The sequence below is a fragment of the Rhodococcus sp. ACPA4 genome, from assembly GCF_002300185.1.
GTDB lineage: Bacteria > Actinomycetota > Actinomycetes > Mycobacteriales > Mycobacteriaceae > Rhodococcus_F > Rhodococcus_F globerula.
Map to the genome: position 1 here is coordinate 2275009 of NZ_NSDY01000001.1, position 22621 is coordinate 2297629.

Genomic DNA, 22621 nt, shown 5'->3' on the forward strand with positions numbered 1-22621 from the left:
ACAGACGCCGATGGCCGCAGCACAGCAAATGCTGCGCTGCGGCCATCGGACTAGCTACGCGTGATTACTCACAGCTCGGTGGCGGAACCACCGGCAGCAGCAATCTTTTCCTTGGCGGAACCGGTGAACTTGTCGACGGTCACCTGAACGGCAACAGTCAGTTCGCCGTCGCCCAGAACCTTGACGAGCTGGTTCTTGCGGACTGCGCCCTTGGCAACGAGATCCTCGACCGAGATTGCTCCACCTTCGGGGAACAGACGGGCGATGTCGCCGACATTGACGACCTGGTACTCGGTGCGGAAGGGGTTCTTGAAGCCCTTGAGCTTGGGCAGACGCATGTGAAGCGGCATCTGTCCACCCTCGAAGCCCACGCGCACGGTGTTACGTGCCTTGGTGCCCTTGGTACCGCGACCTGCGGTCTTACCACGCTTGCCGCCCTCGCCGCGTCCAACACGAATCTTGTTGGACTTGGATCCGGGAGCGGGGCGCAGGTGGTGCAGTTTGATGGTCATGGTTAGACCTCCTCAACTGTTACGAGGTGGCGCACCACGTTGATCAGACCGCGGTTCTGTGCGTTGTCCTCACGAACAACGGTCTGACGGATGCCCTTGAGACCGAGCGTGCGCAGAGAATCCTTCTGGTTCTGCTTGGTCCCGATGATGCTCTTGATCTGAGTGACCTTGAGATCTGCCATTACTTCACACTCCCAGCAGCCTGTGCGCGTGCGCGCAGCATGCCGGCGGGTGCAACCTCTTCGAGGGTGAGGCCGCGGCGAGCCGCAACTTCCTCGGGACGCTGCAGACCCTTGAGCGCGGCAACGGTCGCGTGCACGACGTTGATGGCGTTGTCGCTACCGAGCGACTTCGACAGGATGTCCGCGATACCAGCGCACTCCAGCACGGCACGCACCGCGCCACCGGCGATAACACCGGTACCGGGGCTTGCCGGGCGAAGCATGACGATGCCGGCAGCAGCCTCACCCTGAACGGGGTGAGTGATGGTGTTGCCGATCATCGGGACGCGGAAGAAGCTCTTGCGAGCCTCCTCGACACCCTTCTGGATGGCCGCGGGAACTTCCTTGGCCTTGCCGTAGCCGACGCCGACCAGTCCGTTGCCGTCTCCGACGATCACGAGAGCGGTGAAGCTGAAGCGACGACCACCCTTGACGACCTTGGAGACGCGGTTGATCGTGACAACGCGCTCGATGAACTGTGACTTCTCCGCAGCGTTTCCGCCACGGCCACCGTCGCGACGGTCACGGCCGCCACCACGGTTGTCCCCACGAGCGTTGCTGTTGTCGCCGCTGTTGGGGCCATTCTGTCCGGCGGGTCCGCTTCCGCCGTCACGCCTTTGACGTCCCGGCATCAGGCTGTCCTTCCGTTGAAAATGTTGGTCATCAGAACTTCAACCCGCCTTCGCGAGCTGCGTCTGCCAAGGCCGCGATGCGACCGTGGTAGCCGTGTCCGCCGTGGTCGAAGACCACTGCTTCCACGCCGGCAGCCTTTGCGCGCTCGGCGATCAGCTGACCGACCTTCGCGCTCGCAGCCTTCTTGTCGCCTTCGGCCACGCGCACGTCGGCTTCGATGGTCGACGCAGCAGCCAGAGTGTGGCCGGCCAGGTCGTCCACGAGCTGGACGTGGATGTGGCGTGAGGACCGGTTGACGACCAAGCGGGGACGCTCGGGCGTGCCGGAGACCTTCTTGCGGAGACGGAAGTGACGACGTGTCTTCGAGAGACGACGCTTCGTGGACGCATCCTTGCCGAGCGGAATCCGCTTGGCTTTCTGGTTTGCAGTCTGGCTCATATCACTTACCCGTCTTTCCGACCTTGCGGCGGATCTGCTCACCCTCGTAACGCACGCCCTTACCCTTGTACGGGTCCGGACGACGGAGACGACGGATGTTGGCCGAGATCTGCCCGACCTTCTGCTTGTCGATGCCTGACACCGAGAACCGGGTGGGCGACTCGACGACGAAGGTGATGCCTTCGGGAGCCTCGATCGGGACCGGGTGGCTGAAGCCGAGCGCGAACTCGAGGTCCTTGCCCTTCAGCGCCACGCGGTAACCGACACCGTGGATTTCCATCTTCTTGGTGTAACCCTCGGTGACACCGGTGATGATGTTCGCAACCAAGGTCCGCGACAGACCGTGCAGCGCACGGCTGCGACGCTCGTCGTCGGGGCGAGTGACGCTCAGGGAGCCGTCCTCAGCCTTGGCGATCTCGATGGGCTCGGCGATCGTCAGTGCCAGGGTGCCCTTGGGCCCCTTGACCGTGACGTCCTGGCCGGCGATCGTAACGTCGACGCCCGCGGGGACGTTGACCGGAATCTTTCCAATACGCGACATTGTGGTGGCCTCCCTCTACCAGACGTAGGCGAGGACTTCCCCGCCTACTCCTTGATTGGCCGCCTGGCGATCGGTGAGCAGACCGGACGACGTGGAGATGATCGCCACGCCGAGGCCTCCGAGGACCTTGGGCAGGTTGGTGGACTTCGCGTAAACCCGGAGACCGGGCTTGGAAACGCGACGCACGCCGGCGAGGCTACGCTCGCGGCTGGGGCCGTACTTCAGATCGACGACGAGGGTCTTGCCGACCTCGGCGTCTTCGGTACGGAAGTCGGAGATGTAGCCCTCGCGCTTGAGGATCTCGGCAATGTTCGCCTTGATCTTCGAGTGGGGAAGCTTCACCTCATCGTGGTACGCCGTGTTGGCGTTGCGCAGACGCGTCAAGAAGTCTGCGATGGGGTCAGTCATGGTCATAGGTCGACCTCGACACCTTTCTCGCTGTGGTTCCCATGCAACACCGGACGAGTCCGGTCGTGGGCCTCCAGCAATTCGGCTGGGCCGTCCGACTTATGTCAGACGGCGTAAGTTACCGCACCGAGCTGAACGCATGCGTCAGCCACGGCAACCGCTCTAGTGTAGGGAACTTTGGCCGTCCTGTCCAAACAGCGCGTCCCCATATCTGGGAAATACCCGATAAATGCCGAATGGGCGTGGATTCCCGAAGGAACCCACGCCCATTCACAAGCGTGAAGTGACAAGACCGAAAAGGTCTCAGATCACCAGGAGCTCTTGCGAACTCCGGGAAGCTCGCCGGCGTGTGCCATCTCGCGCAAGCAGATTCGGCACAGGCCGAACTTGCGGAACACAGCGTGCGGGCGACCGCAGCGCTGGCAGCGGGTGTAGGCGCGAACCGCGAACTTGGGCTTCTTGTTGGCCTTGTTGACCAATGCCTTCTTAGCCATGCGCTCAGTTCTCCTTGAACGGGAAGCCGAGGTGCTTGAGCAGTGCACGGCCTTCTTCGTTGTTGGTTGCGGTGGTCACGACGGTGATGTCCATACCGCGGGGGCGATCGATCTTGTCCACGTCGATCTCATGGAACATCGACTGCTCGTTGAGGCCGAACGTGTAGTTGCCGTTGCCGTCGAACTGGTTGCCCGAGAGACCGCGGAAGTCGCGGATACGGGGCAGCGCGACAGACACGAGGCGGTCCAGGAACTCCCACATACGGTCGCCACGGAGGGTGACGCGTGCGCCGATGGGCATGCCTTCGCGAAGCTTGAACTGCGCGATGGACTTACGTGCCTTACGGATCTCGGGCTTCTGGCCCGTGATGAGAGACAAGTCGTGGACAGCGCCGTTGATCAGCTTGGCGTCACGGGCAGCGTCGCCGACGCCCATGTTGACGACAACCTTGACAACACCGGGGATCTGCATGACGTTGGCGTAGTCGAACTCGCTGTTGAGCGCGTCCTTGATCTCAGCGCGGTAGCGTGCCTTGAGGCGCGGCTGGACCTTGTTTTCGGTGGAGGTCATGTCAGATGTCCTTCCCGTTCTTCCGGGAAACCCGAACGCGCTTGCCGGTCTCTTCATCGGTGCGGTAGCCCACGCGAGTGGGGTTTCCGTCCGAGTCGACGACTGCAACGTTGGATACGTGGATCGGAGCTTCCTGCGTGACGATGCCGCCGGAGGATGCTCCGCGCTCGTTCGCGGAAACCGCGGTGTGCTTCTTGATTCGGTTCACGCCTTCGACGAGGACCTTGTCGGTCGCGGGGAAAGCCTGAATGACCTTGCCCTTCGCGCCCTTGTCCTTACCGGCGATGACCAGAACGGTGTCACCCTTGTGCACCTTCATCACAGCACCTCCGGGGCGAGCGAAACGATCTTCATGAACTTCTTCTCGCGCAGCTCACGGCCGACGGGTCCGAAGATGCGGGTTCCACGGGGATCGCTGTCAGCCTTGATGAGCACTGCTGCGTTCTCGTCGAACTTGATGTAGGAACCGTCCGGACGACGGCGCTCCTTGGTCGTGCGAACGATGACGGCCTTGACGACCTCACCCTTCTTGATGTTTCCACCGGGGATTGCGTCCTTGACGGTGGCGACGATGACGTCACCGATCCCGGCGTAGCGACGTGACGAACCGCCGAGAACGCGGATGCAAAGGATTTCCTTGGCACCCGTGTTATCAGCGACGCGAACTCGCGACTCCTGCTGAATCACTTGATCTCCCTAGACCTGGAATTTCGTGCGCAACGGATTACCGACCCGGTGCGCGCGGTCATTGTTGCCACCTGCGTCGTGTCTGAGCTGCTGCCCCACCGAAGTTCATCGATGAAGGCGATCACTGCAAGCACCGGTCGAGCTGCGCACGTGAAGACACACCTCTGCCACAGGCAACCGTTCTATTGTAGGGAAGGGTTCACCGATTACCAAATCAGCGCACCTTGCCCACCATCTGCATTCCTGACCGAAAGCCGAATGGCCCACTCCCCCAACGGGAAGCGGGCCATTCGGTTGTGCTCGATCAGCTCGAGATCACGATCAGGCTTACTTGGCCTTTTCGAGGACCTCGACCAGACGCCAGTGCTTCGTCGCGGACAGCGGACGGGTTTCCATCAGCTGAACGCGGTCGCCGACGCCGGCAACGCCGTTCTCGTCATGCGCCTTCACCTTGGTCGTACGGCGGATGATCTTGCCGTAGAGCTTGTGCTTGACGCGGTCTTCGAGCTCGACCACGATCGTCTTTTCCATCTTGTCGGAAACTACGTATCCGACACGGACCTTACGGCTCGCGCGCTCTTCTGTGCTCACTGCTTTTTCCTCACTCATGCCGCGTCACCTGCATCCGGACCCACAGCGAGTCCGAGCTCACGCTCACGCAGGACGGTGTAGATGCGCGCGATCTCGTGACGAACGGTGCGCAGTCGTCGGTTGTTGTCCATCTGGCCTGTGGCCATCTGGAAACGAAGGTTGAAAAGTTCTTCCTTCGCTTCGCGGAGCCGGGTGACCAGCTCGTCTTCACTGAGCTCGCGGAGCTCTGCTGCTGGGGTTCCAGTAGCCATCAGAACTGCTCCTCTCTGGTCACGATCCGGCACTTGCACGGGAGCTTGTGCATCGCGCGGCGCAGGGCCTCACGAGCGATCTCCTCGTTGGGGTATGTCATCTCGAACAGAACGCGTCCGGGCTTGACGTTGGCAATCCACCACTCGGGCGAACCCTTACCGGAACCCATTCGGGTTTCGGCCGGCTTCTTCGTGAGGGGGCGATCCGGGAAGATGTTGATCCAGATCTTGCCGCCACGCTTGATGTGCCGAGTCATGGCGATACGAGCGGACTCGATCTGCCGGTTGGTGATGTAGGCAGGCTCGAGAGCCTGGATGCCGTAGTCACCGAATGTCACCTGGGTACCGCCCTTGGCGGCACCCGAACGGCTCGGGTGGTGCTGCTTGCGGTGCTTGACCCGCCTAGGGATCAACATGCGTCAGCCCTCCTGATTCTGATCAGTTGCGGGAGCATCGGCGGTTGCGGTCGCTGCGCGGCCGGCCTCGGTGCTAGTCGCGGTGGTGCCGGTTGCGCCGGAACGACGGGGACGGCTCGGACGCTCGCGGCGCGGGCGATCCCCGGCCGGAGCGGCGGCGGTGGCTGCGAGCTCACGCTTGCCGCCAACGATGTCGCCCTTGTAGATCCAGACCTTGACGCCGATGCGACCGAAGGTGGTCTTGGCCTCGTAGAGGCCGTAGTCGATGTCCGCACGAAGCGTGTGCAGCGGCACACGGCCTTCGCGGTAGAACTCCGACCGGGACATCTCGGCGCCGCCGAGACGACCGGAGCACTGAACGCGAATTCCCTTGACGTTCGGCTGACGCATGGCCGACTGAATGGCCTTGCGCATTGCACGACGGAAAGCAACGCGGTTCGAGAGCTGCTCGGCCACACCCTGTGCGACGAGCTGCGCTTCAGCTTCTGCGTTCTTGACCTCGAGGATGTTCAGCTGAACCTGCTTGCCGGTCAGCTTCTCGAGCTCGGAACGGATGCGATCGGCTTCGGCGCCGCGGCGGCCGATGACGATGCCCGGACGTGCCGTGTGGATGTCCACGCGAACACGGTCACGGGTGCGCTCGATCTCGACCTTCGCGATTCCCGCGCGCTCCATGCCGGTGGCGAGGAGCTTACGGATCGCGACGTCTTCCTTGACGTACTCCGCGTACTGCTTGTCTGCGTACCAGCGAGACTTCCAGTCGGTGGTGATGCCGAGACGGAAGCCGTGCGGGTTGATTTTCTGGCCCACTACTGAGCACTTCCCTTCCGGCGATTACGGGTCGATGTTCCGGACTTCGGCAGGCTCTCCACGATCACGGTGATGTGACTGGTGCGCTTGCGAATACGGAACGCACGTCCCTGTGCACGCGGCTGGAACCGCTTGAGGGTCGCGCCCTCGTCCACGAACGCCGTCGCAACGACAAGCGTGCTCGGGTCGAGGTCGAGGTTGTTCTCGGCGTTGGCTGCTGCGGAGGCGATCACCTTGGCGACCGGCTCGCTCGCTGCCTGCGGCGCGAACTTCAGAATGTTCAGGGCGTCTTCAACCGAGCGCCCGCGGACCAGGTCCACAACACGACGTGCCTTCATCGGTGTAACGCGCACGTGGCGCGCTACTGCCTTGGCAGTCGGGTTGGCGGTTTCGGTGTTGCTCATCGCCTCTTCGCCTTCCGATCATCCTTGATGTGACCCTTGAACGTACGGGTCGGTGCAAACTCTCCGAGCTTGTGTCCGACCATGGAGTCGGAAACGAACACGGGGACATGCTTACGGCCGTCGTGAACCGCAAACGTGTGGCCGATGAAGTCCGGGATGATGGTCGAACGACGGGACCAGGTCTTGATGACCTGCTTGGTTCCCTTTTCGTTCTGTACATCCACCTTCGCGAGGAGGTGGTCATCGACGAACGGGCCCTTCTTAAGGCTGCGTGGCATCCTTCACTCCCTCCTAGCGCTTGTTCTTGCCGGTACGGCGGCGACGAACAATCATCTTGTCGCTTGCCTTGTTCTTGCGGGTACGGCCTTCCGGCTTACCCCACGGGCTGACCGGGTGGCGACCACCGGAGGTCTTGCCCTCGCCGCCACCATGCGGGTGGTCGACCGGGTTCATCACGACACCACGAACGGTCGGGCGCTTGCCCTTCCAACGCATACGGCCGGCCTTGCCCCAGTTGATGTTCGACTGCTCGGCGTTGCCGACCTCGCCGACGGATGCGCGGCAGCGCACGTCGACGCGACGGATTTCACCGGACGGCATACGCAGCGTGGCGTAGGAGCCTTCCTTACCGAGGAGCTGGATGCTGGCACCTGCGGAACGGGCCATCTTGGCTCCGCCGCCGGGACGCAGTTCCACACCGTGGATGGTGGTACCTGTCGGGATGTTGCGCAGCGGCAGGTTGTTGCCCGGCTTGATGTCGGCGCCTGCACCGGACTCGATCGGTGAACCCTGCACCAGGCCCTTGGGGGCGATGATGTAGCGCTTCTCACCGTCTGCGTAATGCAGGAGTGCGATGTTTGCTGTGCGGTTGGGGTCGTACTCGATGTGAGCGACCTTGGCCGGGATTCCGTCCTTGTCGTTGCGACGGAAATCGATCAGTCGGTAGGCGCGCTTGTGCCCGCCGCCCTTGTGACGGGTGGTGATACGACCGTGTGCGTTACGGCCACCACGGCCGTGCAGCGGGCGAACCAGCGACTTCTCGGGGGTCGACCGAGTGATCTCGGCGAAGTCCGAGACGCTCGAGCCACGACGGCCCGGTGTTGTCGGCTTGTACTTACGGATTGCCATGAGTCTTCTCGTCCTCTATGTCTCGTCAAGTCCCGGCGCTTACGCGACCGGTCCTCCGAAGATCTCGATGGGCTTGCTGTCGGCGGCGAGAGTCACGAGAGCGCGCTTGGTGTTCTTGCGCTTTCCGTAACCGAACTTCGTCCGCTTACGCTTGCCCTGACGGTTGGCGGTGTTGACGCTGGTCACAGTGACACCGAAGACCTTCTCGACGGCAATCTTGATCTGCGTCTTGTTCGAGTCCGGGTGCACCAGGAAGGTGTAGGTGCCTTCCTCGATAAGTCCGTAGGACTTCTCGGAGATGACCGGTGCCAGCAGGATGTCGCGGGGGTCAGCGATGGTCGTCACTTGGCCTCCTCCTTGTTCTCTTCCTGGGCGGTCTCGGCGGGCCCGTGGATGAACGCGTTGAGCGCCTCGACGCTGAACACGACGTCATCCGCATTGAGCACGTCGTAGGTGTTGAGCTGGTCGGGTGCAATGGGATGCACGCCTTCCAGGTTCTGCACGCTCTTCCAAGCGGCTACATCCTGGCGACCCACGACGAGCAGCAGCTTCTTGCGATCCGAGATCTCGCCGAGGAACGCGATTGCGTTCTTGGTCGAAGGCGTCTGCCCTGCAACCAGTTCGGTGATGACGTGGATGCGCTCGTTGCGTGCGCGGTCAGAGAGGGCTCCGCGGAGAGCGGCTGCCTTCATCTTCTTGGGGGTGCGCTGGCTGTAGTCACGCGGCTGCGGGCCGTGAACGGTTCCGCCACCGACGAACTGAGGTGCGCGAGTCGAGCCCTGGCGTGCGCGGCCGGTGCCCTTCTGGCGGTACGGCTTCTTGCCACCGCCGCGGACTTCACCGCGGGTCTTGGTGGAGTGGGTTCCCTGACGAGCAGCGGCGAGCTGCGCGACGACAACCTGATGCAGAAGCGCGATGTTGGCCGGAGCGTCGAAGATCTCAGCGGGGAGATCGACGGTGCCGTTGGTCTTGCCGCCGGCGACCTTGACGTCCAGGGTCAACTTGGTCTCGGTGCTGGTCATGCTCGTGCACCACCCTTCACTGCACTCTTGACGATCACGAGGCCGCCCTTGCGGCCGGGGATCGCACCCTTGATCAGCAGCAGGCCGTTCTCGGCATCCACCTTGTGGACCGAGAGGTTCTGCGTCGTGATGCGGTCGCTACCCATGCGTCCGGACATGCGCATGCCCTTGAACACGCGGCCGGGAGTTGCACAGCCGCCGATGGAGCCGGGGCGACGGTGAACGGCCTGGGTACCGTGCGATGCACCCTGTCCCTTGAAGCCGTGACGCTTCATGGTTCCGGCGAATCCCTTACCCTTGCTGGTTCCGGTGACGTCGACGAATGCGCCGTCCTCGAAGACCTCAGCGGTGAGTTCCTGGCCGACCTCGTAGTCGGAGGCATCCGCAACGCGGAACTCGACGACGTGGCGACGCGGGGTCACACCAGCCTTGGCGAACTGACCGGAAACCGGCTTGTTCACCTTGCGCGGGTCGATTGCGCCGAACGCGAGCTGAACAGCCGTGTAGCCGTCACGCTCTTCGGTACGAATCTGGGTTACGACGTTCGGCCCAGCCTTGACGACGGTGACCGGGACAACCCGGTTGTTCTCGTCGAAGACCTGGGTCATGCCGAGCTTGGTGCCCAGGATTCCCTTGATCTTGGTATCAGTCATTGTTTTTGTCTCCGCCGTCACTGAATGTTCACGTCGACACTGGCCGGAAGGTCGATGCGCATGAGCGCGTCAACCGTCTTCGGCGTCGGGTCGAGAATGTCGATCAGCCGCTTGTGAGTACGCATCTCGAAGTGCTCGCGCGAGTCCTTGTACTTGTGCGGCGAGCGGATGACGCAATATACGTTCTTCTCGGTCGGCAACGGCACAGGTCCAACGACGCGGGCACCCGTACGGGTTACCGTCTCGACGATCTTGCGCGCTGACGCGTCGATCGCCTCGTGGTCGTAGGCCTTGAGCCTGATGCGGATCTTTTGTCCCGCCACGCTTAGTGTCCTTTTCTTGCCGCGTTTCGTAGCCCACCTGGTCAGGCTCGAGCTACCTCGTCTGCACAGTCCTTGCCTGGACGATGACACGACGAACACTTAAGCGATCGGGACGCATCCAGATCCGCTGCCGCTGTTCGTTTGTCATTGTTCTCCGGTACACGCGGTCGGGCGTGTCGCTCTCTCACTCATCCTGCGCCGATGATCTTTCGACCATCTGGCGCGTGATGTGTACCGGACGTGTTCGAAGTCGAACACAAAGTAGGTACTGCTTCCGTCTTGCTTTACATCTCGTCTTACTTGGCCACGATCATCGGCGGGTTACCCCAACACGCTGTTCGTGACGTCTTCACCCTTGACTGCTCTTGGCCGCAAGCGACCCAGTCCCAGACAAGGCAACCCGACTAGTATGCCGTAGGCGTCCGAATTACTCAACTCCGGGTGCTCACGTTCTGATCGTGATGTGGGCGACAACGATCTTACTCCCAAGTAAGATCGTGTCATGACTTCGAGTACGAGTACCGCGACTCCCACCTATCGCGCCTGGCAGAAGCTTCCGGACAACACCTTCGGTCAGGCAGTCTTCTCACTTGCCATGTCGGTGCGCGTTCCCTACTTCGCGTCCATTCTCCCCCGCGTCACAACCTTGGAACCAGGCCTGTGCGAGGTGCGCGCCCCGAAGTGGTGGGGCGTACACAACCATCTCGGCACTTTCCACGCGATAGCGGCCTGCAACCTCGCCGAGGTCGCAATGGGGATGTTGTGCGAAGCTACCGTTCCCGGCACCCACCGGTGGATTCCGAAATCGATGAACGTCGAGTACCTGGCCAAGGCCGAAACCAGCCTGCGCGCCGTGGCACAACTTTCACCCATGCCGGATTTCAGCGCCATCGCCGCCGGCACCGAGTTGGTCGTGCCGATCACGATCGTCGATCGCGCCGGCCAGGAAGTCGTCCGCGCCGAAATCACCACCTGGGTGACAAAGAAGTAACAACTAGTACGAATATATTTGGGCAACAGGACGATTCACGATCATCGACGTCGTCCACGACACCGAGAAGTGGCCTTCGCAGGAACGAATGTCCAGGGTTTCGAGTCGCCGGATTGGTGGAACACCTTCCCGAACGGCGATGATCGGTCGGGGTACCGGTGGCCGGCGCCAGCTGAACGCGTCGGTCACGGGTAGGCGTCGCCTCCGACAGCGCAGCAGCAGGAGGCACCGTGGCAGACTTCCAGCACTCGACCGGCACCGACGCGCACGGGGAGATCGCGCAGACCCACGACCGTAATCCCGGCGACGACCTGGAGAAATTCCGGCGCCAACTCGACGCCATCGACGCCACCCTGCTCGAGACCGTGCGTGAACGACTCCTGTTATGCCTGCAGATCGGCGAGTGGAAGCGGACCAGTCACGTTCCGATGATGCAGCCGTCTCGCGTACATGTCGTGCAGGAACGCGCGCGTCAATTCGCCCGCCAGCACAACCTGTCACCTGAGTTCTTCAGCTCCCTTTACGAGCTCCTGATCGCGGAAACATGCCGCCTCGAGGACCTGGTGATCGACGGGCCGGAAGCCAACGTGGAAAATGTGAGGGAATCAGTCGGCCCGAGATCAGGATTAACGAGATGAGTTCCCGCACGCTCCTCGTGGACAATTACGACTCGTTCACGTACAACCTTTTCACCCTCTTGACCAAGGTCAACGGCGTCGTGCCCACTGTGGTGACCAACGACGCCGAGTGGGAATCCCTCGATCTCGCCGAGTTCGACAACGTGGTGATCTCCCCCGGGCCGGGTCGACCGGATCGGGAACGGGATTTCGGGATCAGCCGCAGGTTCATCGACGAAGGTCCGCTCCCCCTACTCGGTGTGTGCCTCGGACATCAAGGACTGTGTCAGCTGTTCGGCGCAGATGTCGTACTCGCGCCGGCACCCATGCACGGGCGGATTTCTCTTGTCGACCACGACGGGTCCGGAGTATTTGCCGGCCTGCCCTCTCCGTTCCGTGCAGTCCGCTACCACTCACTGGCCGTCGAGAAACTTCCCGACGAGTTCGTTCGGACGGCATGGACGCCGGATGGCGTGATCATGGGAGTGCGGCATCGGACGAAGCCGATGTGGGGAGTTCAGTTCCATCCCGAGTCGATCAGCACCGAATTCGGAGTGGAACTGCTCACGAACTTCCGCGATCTGTCGGTCGGCCGAACTCTCGAGTCCGTGATGCGCCCGGATCCGACTCCCCGGGCACCAAGTTTGCGGCCGGCGTCGTCGTACCAGGTCGACAAGGTGCGGCTCGATTTTGCCGTGGATCCGTCCGCCGCATACGCCGCTCTCTTTGCCGACGGACCAAACCCGTACTGGCTCGATCGAGCAGCCACGTCGGAACCCGATGCGCGGTTCACGATCATGGGCGACTCTTCCGGTCCGTTGGCGGAGTTCATCACCTATGACGTAGACGCCGGAGTTCTCACCGTGACGCGAAAGGGGCTGCCTGACGAGCACATTCACGTCCCGTTTTTCGACTATCTCGACGGACAACTCGCGACGCGCTACATTCCCGCAGATCCGGAACTGGACTTCAACCTCGGATATGTCGGCTACCTCGGATACGAATTGAAGGCGCAGACCGGTGGTCACCGTGCTCACTCGTCCGAGGCGCCCGACGCGGCAATGGTTTTCGCGGATCGTGCGATTGTCATCGATCACACCGCCGGCCGAACCCATGTATTGCGACTACGTGAAACCCCGGTACGTGAAACACAGCAGGCAGACGATCGTGACGATTGGCTCGCGCATGCCGTCAACGTCCTTGCCGCAGTCGGCGCCGCTGACGAGGAGCGAATTCCGGTGCCCCTGATCAGCGAAACCGTTTGGGCACAAGCACGTTTGCGTCACGACCGGGCTCGGTACCTGTCGTTGATCGAGGACGCGCTCGAACAGATCCGCGTCGGTGAATCGTACGAGGTGTGCCTGACCAATATGGCCGCTGTCGACGGGGCAATCGATTCCCTGCGCACATTCGAGTATCTGCGCGCAATCAACCCCACTCCCTACAGCGCACTGCTCGATTTCACCGGAATTGCGGTCATCTCAGCGTCACCGGAACGATTCCTACGAGTCGATTCCAACGGCAAGGTGGAGAGCAAACCGATCAAAGGCACTCGCCCCCGTGGCGTCACTCGGGCGCGGGACGCGGCACTGCGGCAAGACCTCCTCGACAGTGAGAAGGACCGAGCAGAGAATCTGATGATCGTTGATCTCACCCGAAACGACCTGGCGAAAGTCTGCGTCCCGGGAAGCGTCCACGTGCCACGTTTATTCGGGATCGAATCGTATTCATCCGTTCACCAGATGGTCTCGACGGTGCGCGGAATGTTGCGCGGCGACTCGTCAGCGGTCGACTGCGTTCGAGCGGCGTTTCCCGGCGGATCGATGACGGGCGCACCCAAAGTGCGCACGATGGAAATCATCGACCGACTCGAATCAGGTCCTCGCGGAGTGTATTCCGGCTCGATCGGGTACTTTGCGCTCGGCGGCGCTGCCGATCTGTCGATCGTTATCCGCTCCCTGGTTTCGACGTCTTCCGGAGTGAGCTTCGGTATCGGCGGCGCTATCACCGCGCTGTCGGACGCGGAGGAGGAATTCGACGAGACAACCGTCAAGGCGTCGACGATGCTCCGCGCACTCGATGTAGCTCCGAGCCACCAGAAGGGCATAGGAAGGTAGCCCACGATGCCGGCGCAGGGTGATGTGATCGTAGTGGGTGGCGCCGGCGCGGTGGGATCCATGTTCGTCGATCTCCTGCGCGACGACGGCAGATCCGTGACGGTTCTGGACCGGACGCGCGGCAGCGATCTCGTCGGCGACATCTCCTGCCCCGACGGACCGGTACGGGGCGCACTCGCGCAGGCGGAACTGATTGTCCTGGCCGTAGCCGAGCAAACCGCACTCGCAGCATTGCCGACACTGACGCGTGCCGCACGCGCCGACACGCTGATCGTCGACACCTTGTCGGTCAAATCCCGCATTGCCGTTGCCGTCGAGGAATCCGGTCGCGCCGGTGAATTCCTCGGACTCAACCCGATGTTCCGGCCTTCCCTCGGCCCGCGTGGCCGTGCTGTCATCGCGGTTCCCTACGTCGACGGCCCCCGGTGTCGCGAATTCCTCGACGAGGTCAGATCATGGGGTGCGTCGACGCCTGTCATGGATCCGGACCGCCATGATCGGCTGGCCGCTGCCACCCAGGCCCTGACCCATGCTTCGGTGTTGGCTTTCGGTCTGGCGTTGACGGAACTCGACGTGGCACCGGAGCTCGCCCTCGATGTCGGACCGCCGCCCCATCGAACACTCTCCGCATTGCTTGCCCGAATCGTCACGGGCGAGCCCGAGGTGTACTGGGATGTTCAATCGGGCAATCCCTATGCCGCGACTGCGCGCAAAGCGTTGACTGCTGCGGCTGCCCGGTTGGAGGCGGCAACAGGAAATTTCGACGACTTTTCGGATCTCGTAGCGTCGGCGGCCGGTGCGCTGGGTAATCAGTCGGAGGAACTGAACGAGGTCGCCACGACGCTCTTCGAGGACCTCGGCTCCCACGAAGCCGAGCGCAACCGAGAGTAGGAGGGACCAATGCACAATCGAGTGGCACCACCTGCGCTTCCCGGCTTCGAAGCCGAGGATCCCGTCGAGAGCGCAATCGTGCGCCGACTTGCCGAGAACTGGCCTCGTCGCGCCGCCGTCAAGAAGCCCGAACCTGATCTGGACGATCTCTTCGACCACACAAAACTTGACTATCCGGACTCGTTGCTGCCGTTTGCCCAGCACCCTGTGTACATGGCACTCGCGCCGCAGCAGCAAGAACGGCTCCGCGCGTGGGCCTGGATTGCCTTCAACAAGAACGTCATGGATATCGAGCGGTGCGTGGTGAATCCCGGGTTCGAGCTACTCGCGGTGGACGCGTTCGATGTCGGGTTCGCCGATTCCGTCGCGGTCGCTGTCAATCAGGCCATGGTCGACGAGCAATACCACACGCTGATGCATCTGAACGCGAGTTCCTCGACCCGTCGCGGACGGGGATGGCCGCTGCCGACGAAGTCTCTCCCGGACGTTCTGACTGTGCGTGCTCGCGCGCAAGCACTGTCGGAATGCTCCGATGAGCGTTCCCACGCAGTGGTCGCACTGGCATATATGACCGTCGCCGAGATCTCGATCAGCTCGTACCTGGACGTGATCATCGACGGTGAGGACATTCAGCCGGTCAATCGTGCGACGGTCCGACTTCACAATCGCGACGAACTTTGTCATGCGTCGATCGCCGACGCTCTGGCCGTGTCGGTGTTCGACACTCTCGACTCGGATGAGCGTCGACGGTTCGTCGACGGCGCGGCTGACGCGATGGCAGCATTTGCCGGCAATGATTTCGGCGCGTGGCGGGCGATCATGGATACCGAGGGCATCGCCGGCGGTCACCGGATGATCGACGACGTCGAGCACTCTCCCGAATCCGGCTTACTCGTGCAGGACTTCAGTGGGATCAAAAAGTTGTACGACGCGCTCGGTGTCGACCGCCCTCTACCGTAGGGATCAGCTTCCTTCAGGCCTCGACCGGCATCTGACGGGCGGCGGGTCTGAAGAACAGTCGCTTCACGGACATTGCGTCGGTGTTCTTGTCGTACATGCGATATGCGGGCCACAGAACTGTGTGAAGTATCGAACTACGGAAAATCATGAAGCGAAGTCGACGGTTCATTGCGCCGTGGTGTTTCAGTGTTGCGATCGACGCTTTGTTGTAGGACAGAAACTCGATCGGACCGGTTTCCCCGCGGCGCCCGGACACTTCTGCTCGCATGGCAAGGTTCTGGACTATTTTCATGCCATTTCCGAGAAGGCAGTACGACAGATCGACGTCTTCGTGGAAATCCTTGCGATCACTGACCGATCCCTGCACGGACAGCCAAGCAGATTTTCTGATCGCCATATTCGACCCGGTCAGGGAAGGCGCATCTTTGAGGCCACCGAGATTTCCGAGATTGTCCTGCTTTGCAACTGCGTTGCGCTGCGCGGTTGCGAACGGCGATTCGTAGAACAACGAGAATCCGGTGACGGCATCGAATTCCCGATCCGTGAACAGATCATGTATTTCGCGAGCCCAGCCAGGTAGTACCCGGGTATCGGCATCCACTCTGCCGATCAATTCTCCCTGCACTGAATTGAATCCCAGATTTCGGGCAAAAACAACACCTTGCCGAGTTTCCACTAAATAGCGAATCTTCGGCGAGCGCCGTTCGAATTCTTTGATTATCTCAGCTGTTCCGTCGGTCGAGTTGTTGTCCACAACCACTATCTCGGAAATATCGTCGCCTTGTTCCAACAAGGATTCCAGGCATTCCGAAAGATATTCTTTTTCGTTGTACACCGGAACAACAACCGACAACTGGACGCCCATGGACGGCACGCTATCACCACGCACGATATTCGACCGATGCGGTCAGGTATCCGACACGGAGCAACCGAGTGTGCGATGGCACACAAATTAGTCCTGGCCCAACTGCGTGCTTGCTTGCCTTATCCAGGCAAAGCGACCGAATCACCCCGTCTGAGGCCAAAGTTGCACGTGTCACCTCCGGTAACATGCTCAGTGCGTTCGGAGATAGACAACCAAGGTTCCCGCAATCCGTGTGGGTCATCCGCGGCTGCGCCCTCCGGCCTCACCACAAGCCGGATCGGCACAACCAGGCCACCCAAGGTAGCCCCACCACATCCATGTAGACAGCGGAGAATTGATGCCCTTTCCCACGGACGCGGCTGTAGTCGTGGAGGACGTTCACAAGTCCTTCAAAGATGTCCACGCTCTGCGCGGTATCAACTTCCAGGCCCCCAAAGGATCGGTTCTCGGCATTCTCGGACCCAACGGTGCAGGCAAGACCACCACGGTCAAGGTGCTGTCGACCCTGATCCGTCCCGACAGCGGACGCGCGATGATCGCCGGATACGACGCGGTACGAAATGCCCCGGAAGTTCGTCGTTCGATCATGATGACGGGGCAGTTCGCGGCACTCGACAATGCACTGACCGGCCGCGAGAACATCGAACTGTTTGCACAGTTGATGGGCCTGGATCGTGCGTCGGCGAAGCAGCGGGCCGCTGACCTCCTGGAGGAGTTCGACCTGGTCGAGGCCGGCGCTCGCACGGTGGCCAACTACTCGGGCGGTATGCGTCGTCGCATCGACATCGCCTGCGGGCTCGTCGTTCGTCCCGAGGTCGTATTCCTCGACGAACCGACCACCGGATTGGATCCACGCAGCCGTCAGAGCGTGTGGAATCTCGTTCAAACGCTGAAGGAACAAGGCATCACGGTTCTGCTGACTACGCAGTACCTCGAGGAAGCCGACCTTCTCAGCGACAACATCATCGTGATCGACAAGGGCTCGGTTATCGCCGAGGGAACCGCAGATCAGCTCAAGGCCCGTACGGGAGCGAGCTTCTGCGAGATCGTTCCACTGTCCGCCGAGTTGCTCGGCCCCGCGGCCAACGCTCTGGGCAACCTACTTCCGCCGGACTTCCGTTTCGATATCGCCAAGGACAACGGAAAGATCGCAATCCCGGCACCGCGCGGTTCCGCGACGCTTGCCGAAGCATTGCGCCGCCTCGATCACGCAAGAATTCCTCTTGCCGACATCGCGCTGCGGCGCCCGTCACTCGACGATGTTTTCCTCTCGTTGACCGGACGCCCTCAGGCTGCCGAACCCGGCAAGGCCGGTGAGCCTGCATGACCACTACGACCAAGTACCAAACCCCGAACCTGACGCTGCAGAAGACCGGTCGCCGTGAGATCTCGGTTCCGGCTGCCACGCGAGTGGGACGTCACCGTCGCCCGAATCCGTCGGCGCTCATGCAGTGGTGGGTTCTCACGGGTCGCACGTTGCGGGCGATGGTTCGACGCTACGAGTTGGTTATCGCCGTCATCGCTCCACTGATCTTCACTGTGGGTTTCTACCTGCCGTTGAAGTTCGTGATGCAGCTCCAAGGCATCGACTACGCGCAGTTCCTGATGCCGATCATCGTGTTGCAGGCGATGGCCTTCACGTCGATTTCGGCCGCGCAGATGTCGGCAAAAGAGAAGATCACCGGATTCAGCTCGCGCATGCAGACCATGCCGGTGTACGGACCGGTCCCCTTGCTGTCCCGGATGAGCAGCGGATTCGTCCGTTCCGTGGTGTCGTTGACGGCCGCACTCGTCTACGGACATGCGATCGGTTTTCGATTCACCGAAGGGTTTGGCCAGGCAGCGCTCTTCTGCGGCTTGGCTTTGGTGTTCAGCACCTGCTTGTCACTGGGCGCCGACGCTATCGGCTCACTCTCGAAGAGTCCGCAGGCAACCAGCCAGGCCCTTACCCTTCCCCAGCTGATCCTGGGCATGCTCTCGTGTGGGTTCGCTCCTGAGACGGGCTTTCCCGAGTGGATCCGCCCCTTCGTGCGCAATCAGCCAGTCTCACAATTCTCCTTCGCGATGCGCGATCTCGCGCACGGCGGCGTCACGTCGCACACGATGTTCCCGGTTGTGATGTGGTCGTTGGGACTGCTGGTCGTCTGCGCTCCCCTTGCCTACTGGGCAAGTACAAGGCGGGCATGATGACAAGTACCGACAGGAGCAAACTCGACCAGAGCGAGCCACGACGCGGTCGCACGCTGAACTTTCCGGAACCCAACGCCGCGTTGCCGGAAAACTCCGCGAAGGCTCTGTGGACTCACAGCCTGATTCAAGCTCGGCGGCTGCTCGTCAGTTGGGCGCGGGATCCATCCACCGCTATCCAAGCGTTGTTGTACCCGGCCTTGACGCTCATCATGTTCCGAGTTGTCCTCGGAAACTCGATCAGCGCGGCCACCGGTCAGCCGAGTATCTACGGAACTGTTCCGCTGATCATTCTGGTCGGCGCGATGTTCGGTTCCATTGCCAGTGCTGTCGGGCTACGGACCGAGAAGACCAGCGGACTACTCAGCCGCTTCTGGACGCTGCCGGCCCACCGTGCGTCGGGGTTGGTCGGGCGAATGATCGCCGAGGCCATCCGTGTCCTCGTGACGACGATCGTGATCATCGGAGTCGGTTTCATCGCCGGTTTCCGATTCAACCAAGGCCCAGTTGCCGCGATCGGAATGCTCCTTCTGCCGATTGTCTTCGGTATCGGATTTGCCGTGATGGTGACGGCTCTCGCTACAGTGTCGGACAATCTTCCACTCGTCGAGATCGTCTCCATCGTTTGCACACTGCTGATGTTCTTCAACAGTGGTTTTGTCCCCACAATGGCGTATCCCGTCTGGTTGCAACCGGTGATCGCAGCACAACCGATGTCGGTAGCAGTGGAAGCGATGCGAGGAATGTCGCTTGGTGGGCCAGTTCTCGAACCTGTGCTCAAAACATTTGCCTGGTCCTTCGGAATGATCGCAATATTCATATATCCGGCAATTCAGGGATACCGTCGGGCTGCATCGGACTAACGCCTGAATGAAAATCGATCTACCGAGTCGGGGGCGTCCCGTAACGTATCCGACCGTCGGGTCGACATATCCAATCGGGAAGCAAAGACCGCCGCTTTTCCGAGAACCGTTTCAACCGAGAGGTAAGAAGTCTTGACGCGAAACACGAAACCAGCCTGGCGTCGCGCCACACATGTCGGAGTTCTGGCAATCGCCTGCTCATTGTTCACCGCCGGTATTGCACAAGCCGCTCCCGACAACTCGGGCAATTCCGCATCCGACGTGGCCGCGAACGGTTCGTACGTCAAGTCCGTGCAGAAGATCAATGATCGGCAACTCGTCGTCAATGTCTACGCTGCGTCGATGGACAAGATGGTGCCCATTCAGGTCATCACCCCGGCCGATAATTCCGAACCACGTCCTATTCTCTACCTCTTGAACGGCGCAGGCGGTGGCGAAGACTCCGCGACCTGGCAGCGTCAGACCGACGTCGTCGACTTCTTCAGCGACAAGAACGTCAATGTCGCGACGCCGGTGGGCGGACGCCTCTCCTACTACACCGATTGGGAGCAGGACGACCCGAAGGCCGGGCGCAACAAGTGGTCGACCTTCCTCGGCGAGGAACTGCCGCCACTCCTGAACAAGGAACTGGGCAGCAACGGGGAGCAGGCATTGTCCGCCATCTCGATGTCCGGTACGTCTGTTCTGAACCTCGCTATCGAGCATCCCGGACTGTACAACTCGGTTGCCGCGTACAGTGGCTGCGCTCAGACCAGTGACCCGCTCGGCCAGCAGTTCGTCAGGATCACCACCGAATGGATCGGTGGAGTCGACGACGTCACCAACATGTGGGGTCCGCTCGACGGTCAGGGCTGGCGCGATCACGATCCGCTGGTCAACGCCGAAAAACTCCGCGGAACTCCGATCTACATGAGCACCGGCAACGGTCTTCCCGGCTTCCCGAACGACACGAGCCTCAACCCTCGCATGAATGACGGACGCGCAAACCTGGAGAACCAGATCATCGTCGGCGGCGTCATCGAAGCTGCTACCAACCTGTGCACCTCCAACATGGCCAAGCGCCTGTACGAGCTGAACATTCCCGCCGTGGTCGACTTCCGCCCGACGGGCACCCACTCGTGGGGTTACTGGCAGGACGATCTCCACAAGTCGTGGCCGTTCATCGCCGGTTCGCTCGGAATCTGATTTGCCCCTGATTCACCTCGAAGGCCACCTGCTCGCGACACTCCCGTTGTGGAGTGTCCGAGCAGGTGGCCTTTGTCGTCAGGTGCGGTTCCGCTTACCTGACCTGACAAAATCTCCTGATCATCCCCAGCAACACTTTCGAAGGCATCTCTTGTGAACACAGGCATTTCCCGACGTGGTTTCCTCGGCGCCGCAACTGCACTCGGAGTAGCCGGTGCCACTGCAGTTGGCGCTGCCGTACAACCTGCAGCAGCCACGCCGATTCGTTCGGCGTCTCGACACAGTCAATTGCCGGCCCCGAGCACAATTGACGCGACCGACCCTGCACTGCTCAGCGCTACCGAAGCCGCGAGTCTGCTCCAGGAAGGCATCCTTCATCCACGCGAGCTACTCGACGCGTGCTTGACACGCAGTCACGAGTACGACGGTGGAATCGGTTCATGGATCCGGATCTATCCGGAGGTCGCGTACGCTGCCGCCGAGAAGGCAGCGCAACGACTCTCGACCGCAGGGCGGACGAGCGATGGTGAAGCGCCACCACTGGTCTGTGGGTTGCCGATCGCTCTGAAAGATATGTTTGCGGTATCGGGATTACCGGTCACAGCCTCGAGTCGCGTCCTCGAAGGGAACATCGCCGCGGGTGACTCGACCGTATGGCGCCGCCTGAGTGACGCGGGCATGGTGTTGATGGGTCACGCGCACTGCGACGAGTTCGCCATCGGTGTGGCGACGGCACAAGTGGGCAACCCCTGGAATGCCGAGTTCTCACCGGGTGGGTCGTCGGGCGGCAGTGCTGCAGTCCTGGCCGCCCGCTTCAGTCCGCTGGCAACTGGAACCGACACTGGCGGATCGCTCCGCTTGCCGGCAAGCGCAACGGGAATCACCTCTGTCAAGCCGACTTTCGGACGTTGCAGCACGTACGGAACGATCCCCCTCAACTGGACGCGTGACCATACCGGCCCTATGGCCCGAAGTGCGGCCGATGCGTCCTTGCTGCTCAGTTACATGGCCGGCGTCGACGTCAACGATCCAACTACGTCTGCCGGTCCCCCGGTTCCGGCTGACGGGTACCCCTTGGCAGCTCAGGGTGGACAGTCACCGCTCGCCGGCCGCCGATTCGGCATCCCCCGTAAAGGTGTCGACAAATTGCCGGCGTCGTTGGGCACACTGTTCGCCGCGTTCACCGACACCGTCGTCGCACTCGGGGGCACCCTAGTCGACGTGACGATGCCGACCTATCCGACAGGACTACTGACCGGAGATATGGCCGAGGCCGGCCATTATCACCAGCAGTTCTCCGACCGGATCGGACTGTACAAACCGGAGCGAGCACTCTTCGTCGGGCAGGCCCTTGCATCGATGGCGGTTCCAGTCGCCGACTACATGACGTTGGCGCACAACAGGCTTCGCTACCAACACGACTACAACCGCATGCTCTCCGAGCAGAATCTCGACGCCATTCTCGTACCAGGCGCCAGTGTGGACGGCAGTAAGCGTTCTGAGGTCGCAGGCATCGCACTGTTCGACGGAGTCACCGCCGACGTCGCCTGGGCCAACTACACAGGCGCTCCGGTTGTCACTACGCCGGCCGGAAGGTCGAAGGAGACCGGACTTCCGTTCGGAGTCCAACTCGGTGGTCGCATGTGGGACGAAGCCGGTCTCATTCAGATTGCGCTGGAACTCCAAGCTGCCCAGCCTTTTTGGCAGGAAGCGCCACCTCTGACCCAAAATGCCAGGCAGATACCGACGTCGGTTATTGCCCAACCTGGCCCGGGACCTGACCCGACAAACACGCAGAACGTCGGCTTCTCGTTCAGATTTGTGCCGACGTCCTCTTAACGC

The 22621-nt window shown here is 61.5% G+C and carries 32 protein-coding genes; 10 read left to right on the plus strand and 22 right to left on the minus strand.

From position 1 onward, the window contains the following. Positions 1 to 68 precede the first annotated feature (68 nt). The 21 genes from rplO to rpsJ form a co-directional block, all read right to left on the minus strand. Positions 69 to 512, minus strand: coding sequence for a 50S ribosomal protein L15 (gene rplO, locus CJ178_RS10410; RefSeq protein WP_033231367.1), 444 nt, complete (start codon positions 510 to 512; stop codon positions 69 to 71). Between the two features lie 2 nt (positions 513 to 514). Continuing rightward, positions 515 to 694, minus strand: coding sequence for a 50S ribosomal protein L30 (rpmD, locus tag CJ178_RS10415; RefSeq protein WP_003940751.1), 180 nt, complete (start codon positions 692 to 694; stop codon positions 515 to 517). After that, complete coding sequence (gene rpsE, locus CJ178_RS10420; protein WP_033231368.1) at positions 694 to 1365, minus strand: 30S ribosomal protein S5; 672 nt, start codon at positions 1363 to 1365, stop codon at positions 694 to 696. Before rpsE ends, rpmD begins: the two co-directional genes overlap by 1 nt. A 31-nt stretch (positions 1366 to 1396) precedes the next feature. Continuing rightward, a complete protein-coding gene (rplR, locus tag CJ178_RS10425) occupies positions 1397 to 1804 on the minus strand; it encodes a 50S ribosomal protein L18 (RefSeq protein WP_033231369.1) in 408 nt (135 codons plus the stop codon). A gap of 1 nt (position 1805) precedes the next feature. After that, positions 1806 to 2345 carry a 50S ribosomal protein L6 gene (gene rplF, locus CJ178_RS10430; protein WP_033231370.1) on the minus strand — a complete coding sequence of 180 codons (540 nt, stop codon included), beginning with the start codon at positions 2343 to 2345 and terminating at the stop codon, positions 1806 to 1808. A gap of 15 nt (positions 2346 to 2360) precedes the next feature. Continuing rightward, the gene (rpsH, locus tag CJ178_RS10435) at positions 2361 to 2759 is read right to left on the minus strand and encodes a 30S ribosomal protein S8 (protein WP_033231371.1); all 399 of its coding nucleotides are present in this window, start codon (positions 2757 to 2759) and stop codon (positions 2361 to 2363) included. 302 nt (positions 2760 to 3061) lie between these two features. Next, entirely contained in the window at positions 3062 to 3247 is a 186-nt protein-coding gene (locus CJ178_RS10440; protein ID WP_033231372.1) for a type Z 30S ribosomal protein S14, read from the minus strand. A 4-nt stretch (positions 3248 to 3251) separates the two neighbouring features. Beyond that, a complete protein-coding gene (gene rplE, locus CJ178_RS10445; RefSeq protein WP_033231373.1) occupies positions 3252 to 3818 on the minus strand; it encodes a 50S ribosomal protein L5 in 567 nt (188 codons plus the stop codon). 1 nt (position 3819) lies between these two features. Then, the gene (gene rplX, locus CJ178_RS10450; protein WP_033231374.1) at positions 3820 to 4137 is read right to left on the minus strand and encodes a 50S ribosomal protein L24; all 318 of its coding nucleotides are present in this window, start codon (positions 4135 to 4137) and stop codon (positions 3820 to 3822) included. After that, entirely contained in the window at positions 4137 to 4505 is a 369-nt protein-coding gene (gene rplN / locus CJ178_RS10455) for a 50S ribosomal protein L14 (RefSeq protein WP_003940951.1), read from the minus strand. Before rplN ends, rplX begins: the two co-directional genes overlap by 1 nt. Positions 4506 to 4832: 327 nt before the next feature. After that, positions 4833 to 5114, minus strand: coding sequence for a 30S ribosomal protein S17 (rpsQ, locus tag CJ178_RS10460; RefSeq protein WP_003941020.1), 282 nt, complete (start codon positions 5112 to 5114; stop codon positions 4833 to 4835). Continuing rightward, the gene (gene rpmC / locus CJ178_RS10465; protein ID WP_033231375.1) at positions 5111 to 5347 is read right to left on the minus strand and encodes a 50S ribosomal protein L29; all 237 of its coding nucleotides are present in this window, start codon (positions 5345 to 5347) and stop codon (positions 5111 to 5113) included. The genes rpsQ and rpmC overlap by 4 nt, the downstream gene beginning before the upstream one ends. Further along, complete coding sequence (rplP, locus tag CJ178_RS10470) at positions 5347 to 5763, minus strand: 50S ribosomal protein L16 (RefSeq protein WP_003940899.1); 417 nt, start codon at positions 5761 to 5763, stop codon at positions 5347 to 5349. Before rplP ends, rpmC begins: the two co-directional genes overlap by 1 nt. Positions 5764 to 5766: 3 nt before the next feature. Next, the gene (rpsC, locus tag CJ178_RS10475) at positions 5767 to 6573 is read right to left on the minus strand and encodes a 30S ribosomal protein S3 (RefSeq protein WP_033231376.1); all 807 of its coding nucleotides are present in this window, start codon (positions 6571 to 6573) and stop codon (positions 5767 to 5769) included. Then, the gene (rplV, locus tag CJ178_RS10480) at positions 6573 to 6977 is read right to left on the minus strand and encodes a 50S ribosomal protein L22 (protein WP_033231377.1); all 405 of its coding nucleotides are present in this window, start codon (positions 6975 to 6977) and stop codon (positions 6573 to 6575) included. The genes rpsC and rplV overlap by 1 nt, the downstream gene beginning before the upstream one ends. After that, positions 6974 to 7255, minus strand: coding sequence for a 30S ribosomal protein S19 (rpsS, locus tag CJ178_RS10485; protein WP_003940820.1), 282 nt, complete (start codon positions 7253 to 7255; stop codon positions 6974 to 6976). Before rpsS ends, rplV begins: the two co-directional genes overlap by 4 nt. 13 nt (positions 7256 to 7268) lie before the next feature. Continuing rightward, on the minus strand, positions 7269 to 8105 hold the full coding sequence (gene rplB / locus CJ178_RS10490) for a 50S ribosomal protein L2 (RefSeq protein ID WP_033231378.1): 837 nt from the start codon (positions 8103 to 8105) through the stop codon (positions 7269 to 7271). Between the two features lie 39 nt (positions 8106 to 8144). Continuing rightward, on the minus strand, positions 8145 to 8450 hold the full coding sequence (rplW, locus tag CJ178_RS10495) for a 50S ribosomal protein L23 (RefSeq protein WP_033231379.1): 306 nt from the start codon (positions 8448 to 8450) through the stop codon (positions 8145 to 8147). Continuing rightward, positions 8447 to 9127 (minus strand): 50S ribosomal protein L4, encoded by a 681-nt coding sequence (rplD, locus tag CJ178_RS10500; RefSeq protein WP_033231380.1) that lies wholly within the window; start codon positions 9125 to 9127, stop codon positions 8447 to 8449. The genes rplW and rplD overlap by 4 nt, the downstream gene beginning before the upstream one ends. Next, positions 9124 to 9780 carry a 50S ribosomal protein L3 gene (rplC, locus tag CJ178_RS10505; protein ID WP_033231381.1) on the minus strand — a complete coding sequence of 219 codons (657 nt, stop codon included), beginning with the start codon at positions 9778 to 9780 and terminating at the stop codon, positions 9124 to 9126. Before rplC ends, rplD begins: the two co-directional genes overlap by 4 nt. A 17-nt stretch (positions 9781 to 9797) precedes the next feature. Further along, on the minus strand, positions 9798 to 10103 hold the full coding sequence (gene rpsJ / locus CJ178_RS10510) for a 30S ribosomal protein S10 (RefSeq protein ID WP_003938093.1): 306 nt from the start codon (positions 10101 to 10103) through the stop codon (positions 9798 to 9800). A 502-nt stretch (positions 10104 to 10605) separates the two neighbouring features. Here rpsJ and CJ178_RS10515 point away from each other — a divergent pair. The 5 genes from CJ178_RS10515 to CJ178_RS10540 all read left to right on the plus strand — a co-directional run bounded on the left by CJ178_RS10515 (position 10606) and on the right by CJ178_RS10540 (position 15679). Continuing rightward, a complete protein-coding gene (locus tag CJ178_RS10515; protein WP_095886658.1) occupies positions 10606 to 11094 on the plus strand; it encodes a hotdog fold domain-containing protein in 489 nt (162 codons plus the stop codon). A 230-nt stretch (positions 11095 to 11324) separates the two neighbouring features. Beyond that, positions 11325 to 11732, plus strand: a complete 408-nt coding sequence (locus CJ178_RS10525; protein ID WP_084703048.1) for a chorismate mutase family protein — start codon at positions 11325 to 11327, stop codon at positions 11730 to 11732. Further along, complete coding sequence (gene pabB / locus CJ178_RS10530) at positions 11729 to 13828, plus strand: aminodeoxychorismate synthase component I (RefSeq protein ID WP_095886660.1); 2100 nt, start codon at positions 11729 to 11731, stop codon at positions 13826 to 13828. Before CJ178_RS10525 ends, pabB begins: the two co-directional genes overlap by 4 nt. 6 nt (positions 13829 to 13834) lie before the next feature. Beyond that, positions 13835 to 14719, plus strand: coding sequence for a prephenate dehydrogenase dimerization domain-containing protein (locus tag CJ178_RS10535; protein ID WP_033231384.1), 885 nt, complete (start codon positions 13835 to 13837; stop codon positions 14717 to 14719). A 9-nt stretch (positions 14720 to 14728) separates the two neighbouring features. Further along, positions 14729 to 15679, plus strand: coding sequence for a diiron oxygenase (locus CJ178_RS10540; RefSeq protein WP_095886661.1), 951 nt, complete (start codon positions 14729 to 14731; stop codon positions 15677 to 15679). A 13-nt stretch (positions 15680 to 15692) separates the two neighbouring features. Here CJ178_RS10540 and CJ178_RS10545 read toward each other — a convergent pair whose 3' ends face one another. Next, complete coding sequence (locus CJ178_RS10545; RefSeq protein ID WP_033231386.1) at positions 15693 to 16544, minus strand: glycosyltransferase family 2 protein; 852 nt, start codon at positions 16542 to 16544, stop codon at positions 15693 to 15695. A 337-nt stretch (positions 16545 to 16881) separates the two neighbouring features. Here CJ178_RS10545 and CJ178_RS10550 point away from each other — a divergent pair, with 337 nt between their 5' ends. The 5 genes from CJ178_RS10550 (at position 16882) to CJ178_RS10570 (ending at position 22618) form a co-directional block, all read left to right on the plus strand. Beyond that, complete coding sequence (locus tag CJ178_RS10550) at positions 16882 to 17871, plus strand: daunorubicin resistance protein DrrA family ABC transporter ATP-binding protein (RefSeq protein WP_045070838.1); 990 nt, start codon at positions 16882 to 16884, stop codon at positions 17869 to 17871. Continuing rightward, positions 17868 to 18731: an ABC transporter permease gene (locus CJ178_RS10555; protein ID WP_033231388.1), complete on the plus strand. Its 864-nt coding sequence runs from the start codon at positions 17868 to 17870 to the stop codon at positions 18729 to 18731. The genes CJ178_RS10550 and CJ178_RS10555 overlap by 4 nt, the downstream gene beginning before the upstream one ends. Further along, the gene (locus CJ178_RS10560) at positions 18731 to 19594 is read left to right on the plus strand and encodes an ABC transporter permease (protein ID WP_033231548.1); all 864 of its coding nucleotides are present in this window, start codon (positions 18731 to 18733) and stop codon (positions 19592 to 19594) included. The genes CJ178_RS10555 and CJ178_RS10560 overlap by 1 nt, the downstream gene beginning before the upstream one ends. A 132-nt stretch (positions 19595 to 19726) precedes the next feature. Continuing rightward, positions 19727 to 20779, plus strand: coding sequence for an alpha/beta hydrolase (locus tag CJ178_RS10565; RefSeq protein ID WP_045070840.1), 1053 nt, complete (start codon positions 19727 to 19729; stop codon positions 20777 to 20779). A gap of 153 nt (positions 20780 to 20932) precedes the next feature. Beyond that, positions 20933 to 22618 carry an amidase gene (locus tag CJ178_RS10570; RefSeq protein ID WP_095886662.1) on the plus strand — a complete coding sequence of 562 codons (1686 nt, stop codon included), beginning with the start codon at positions 20933 to 20935 and terminating at the stop codon, positions 22616 to 22618. Positions 22619 to 22621: the final 3 nt, after the last annotated feature.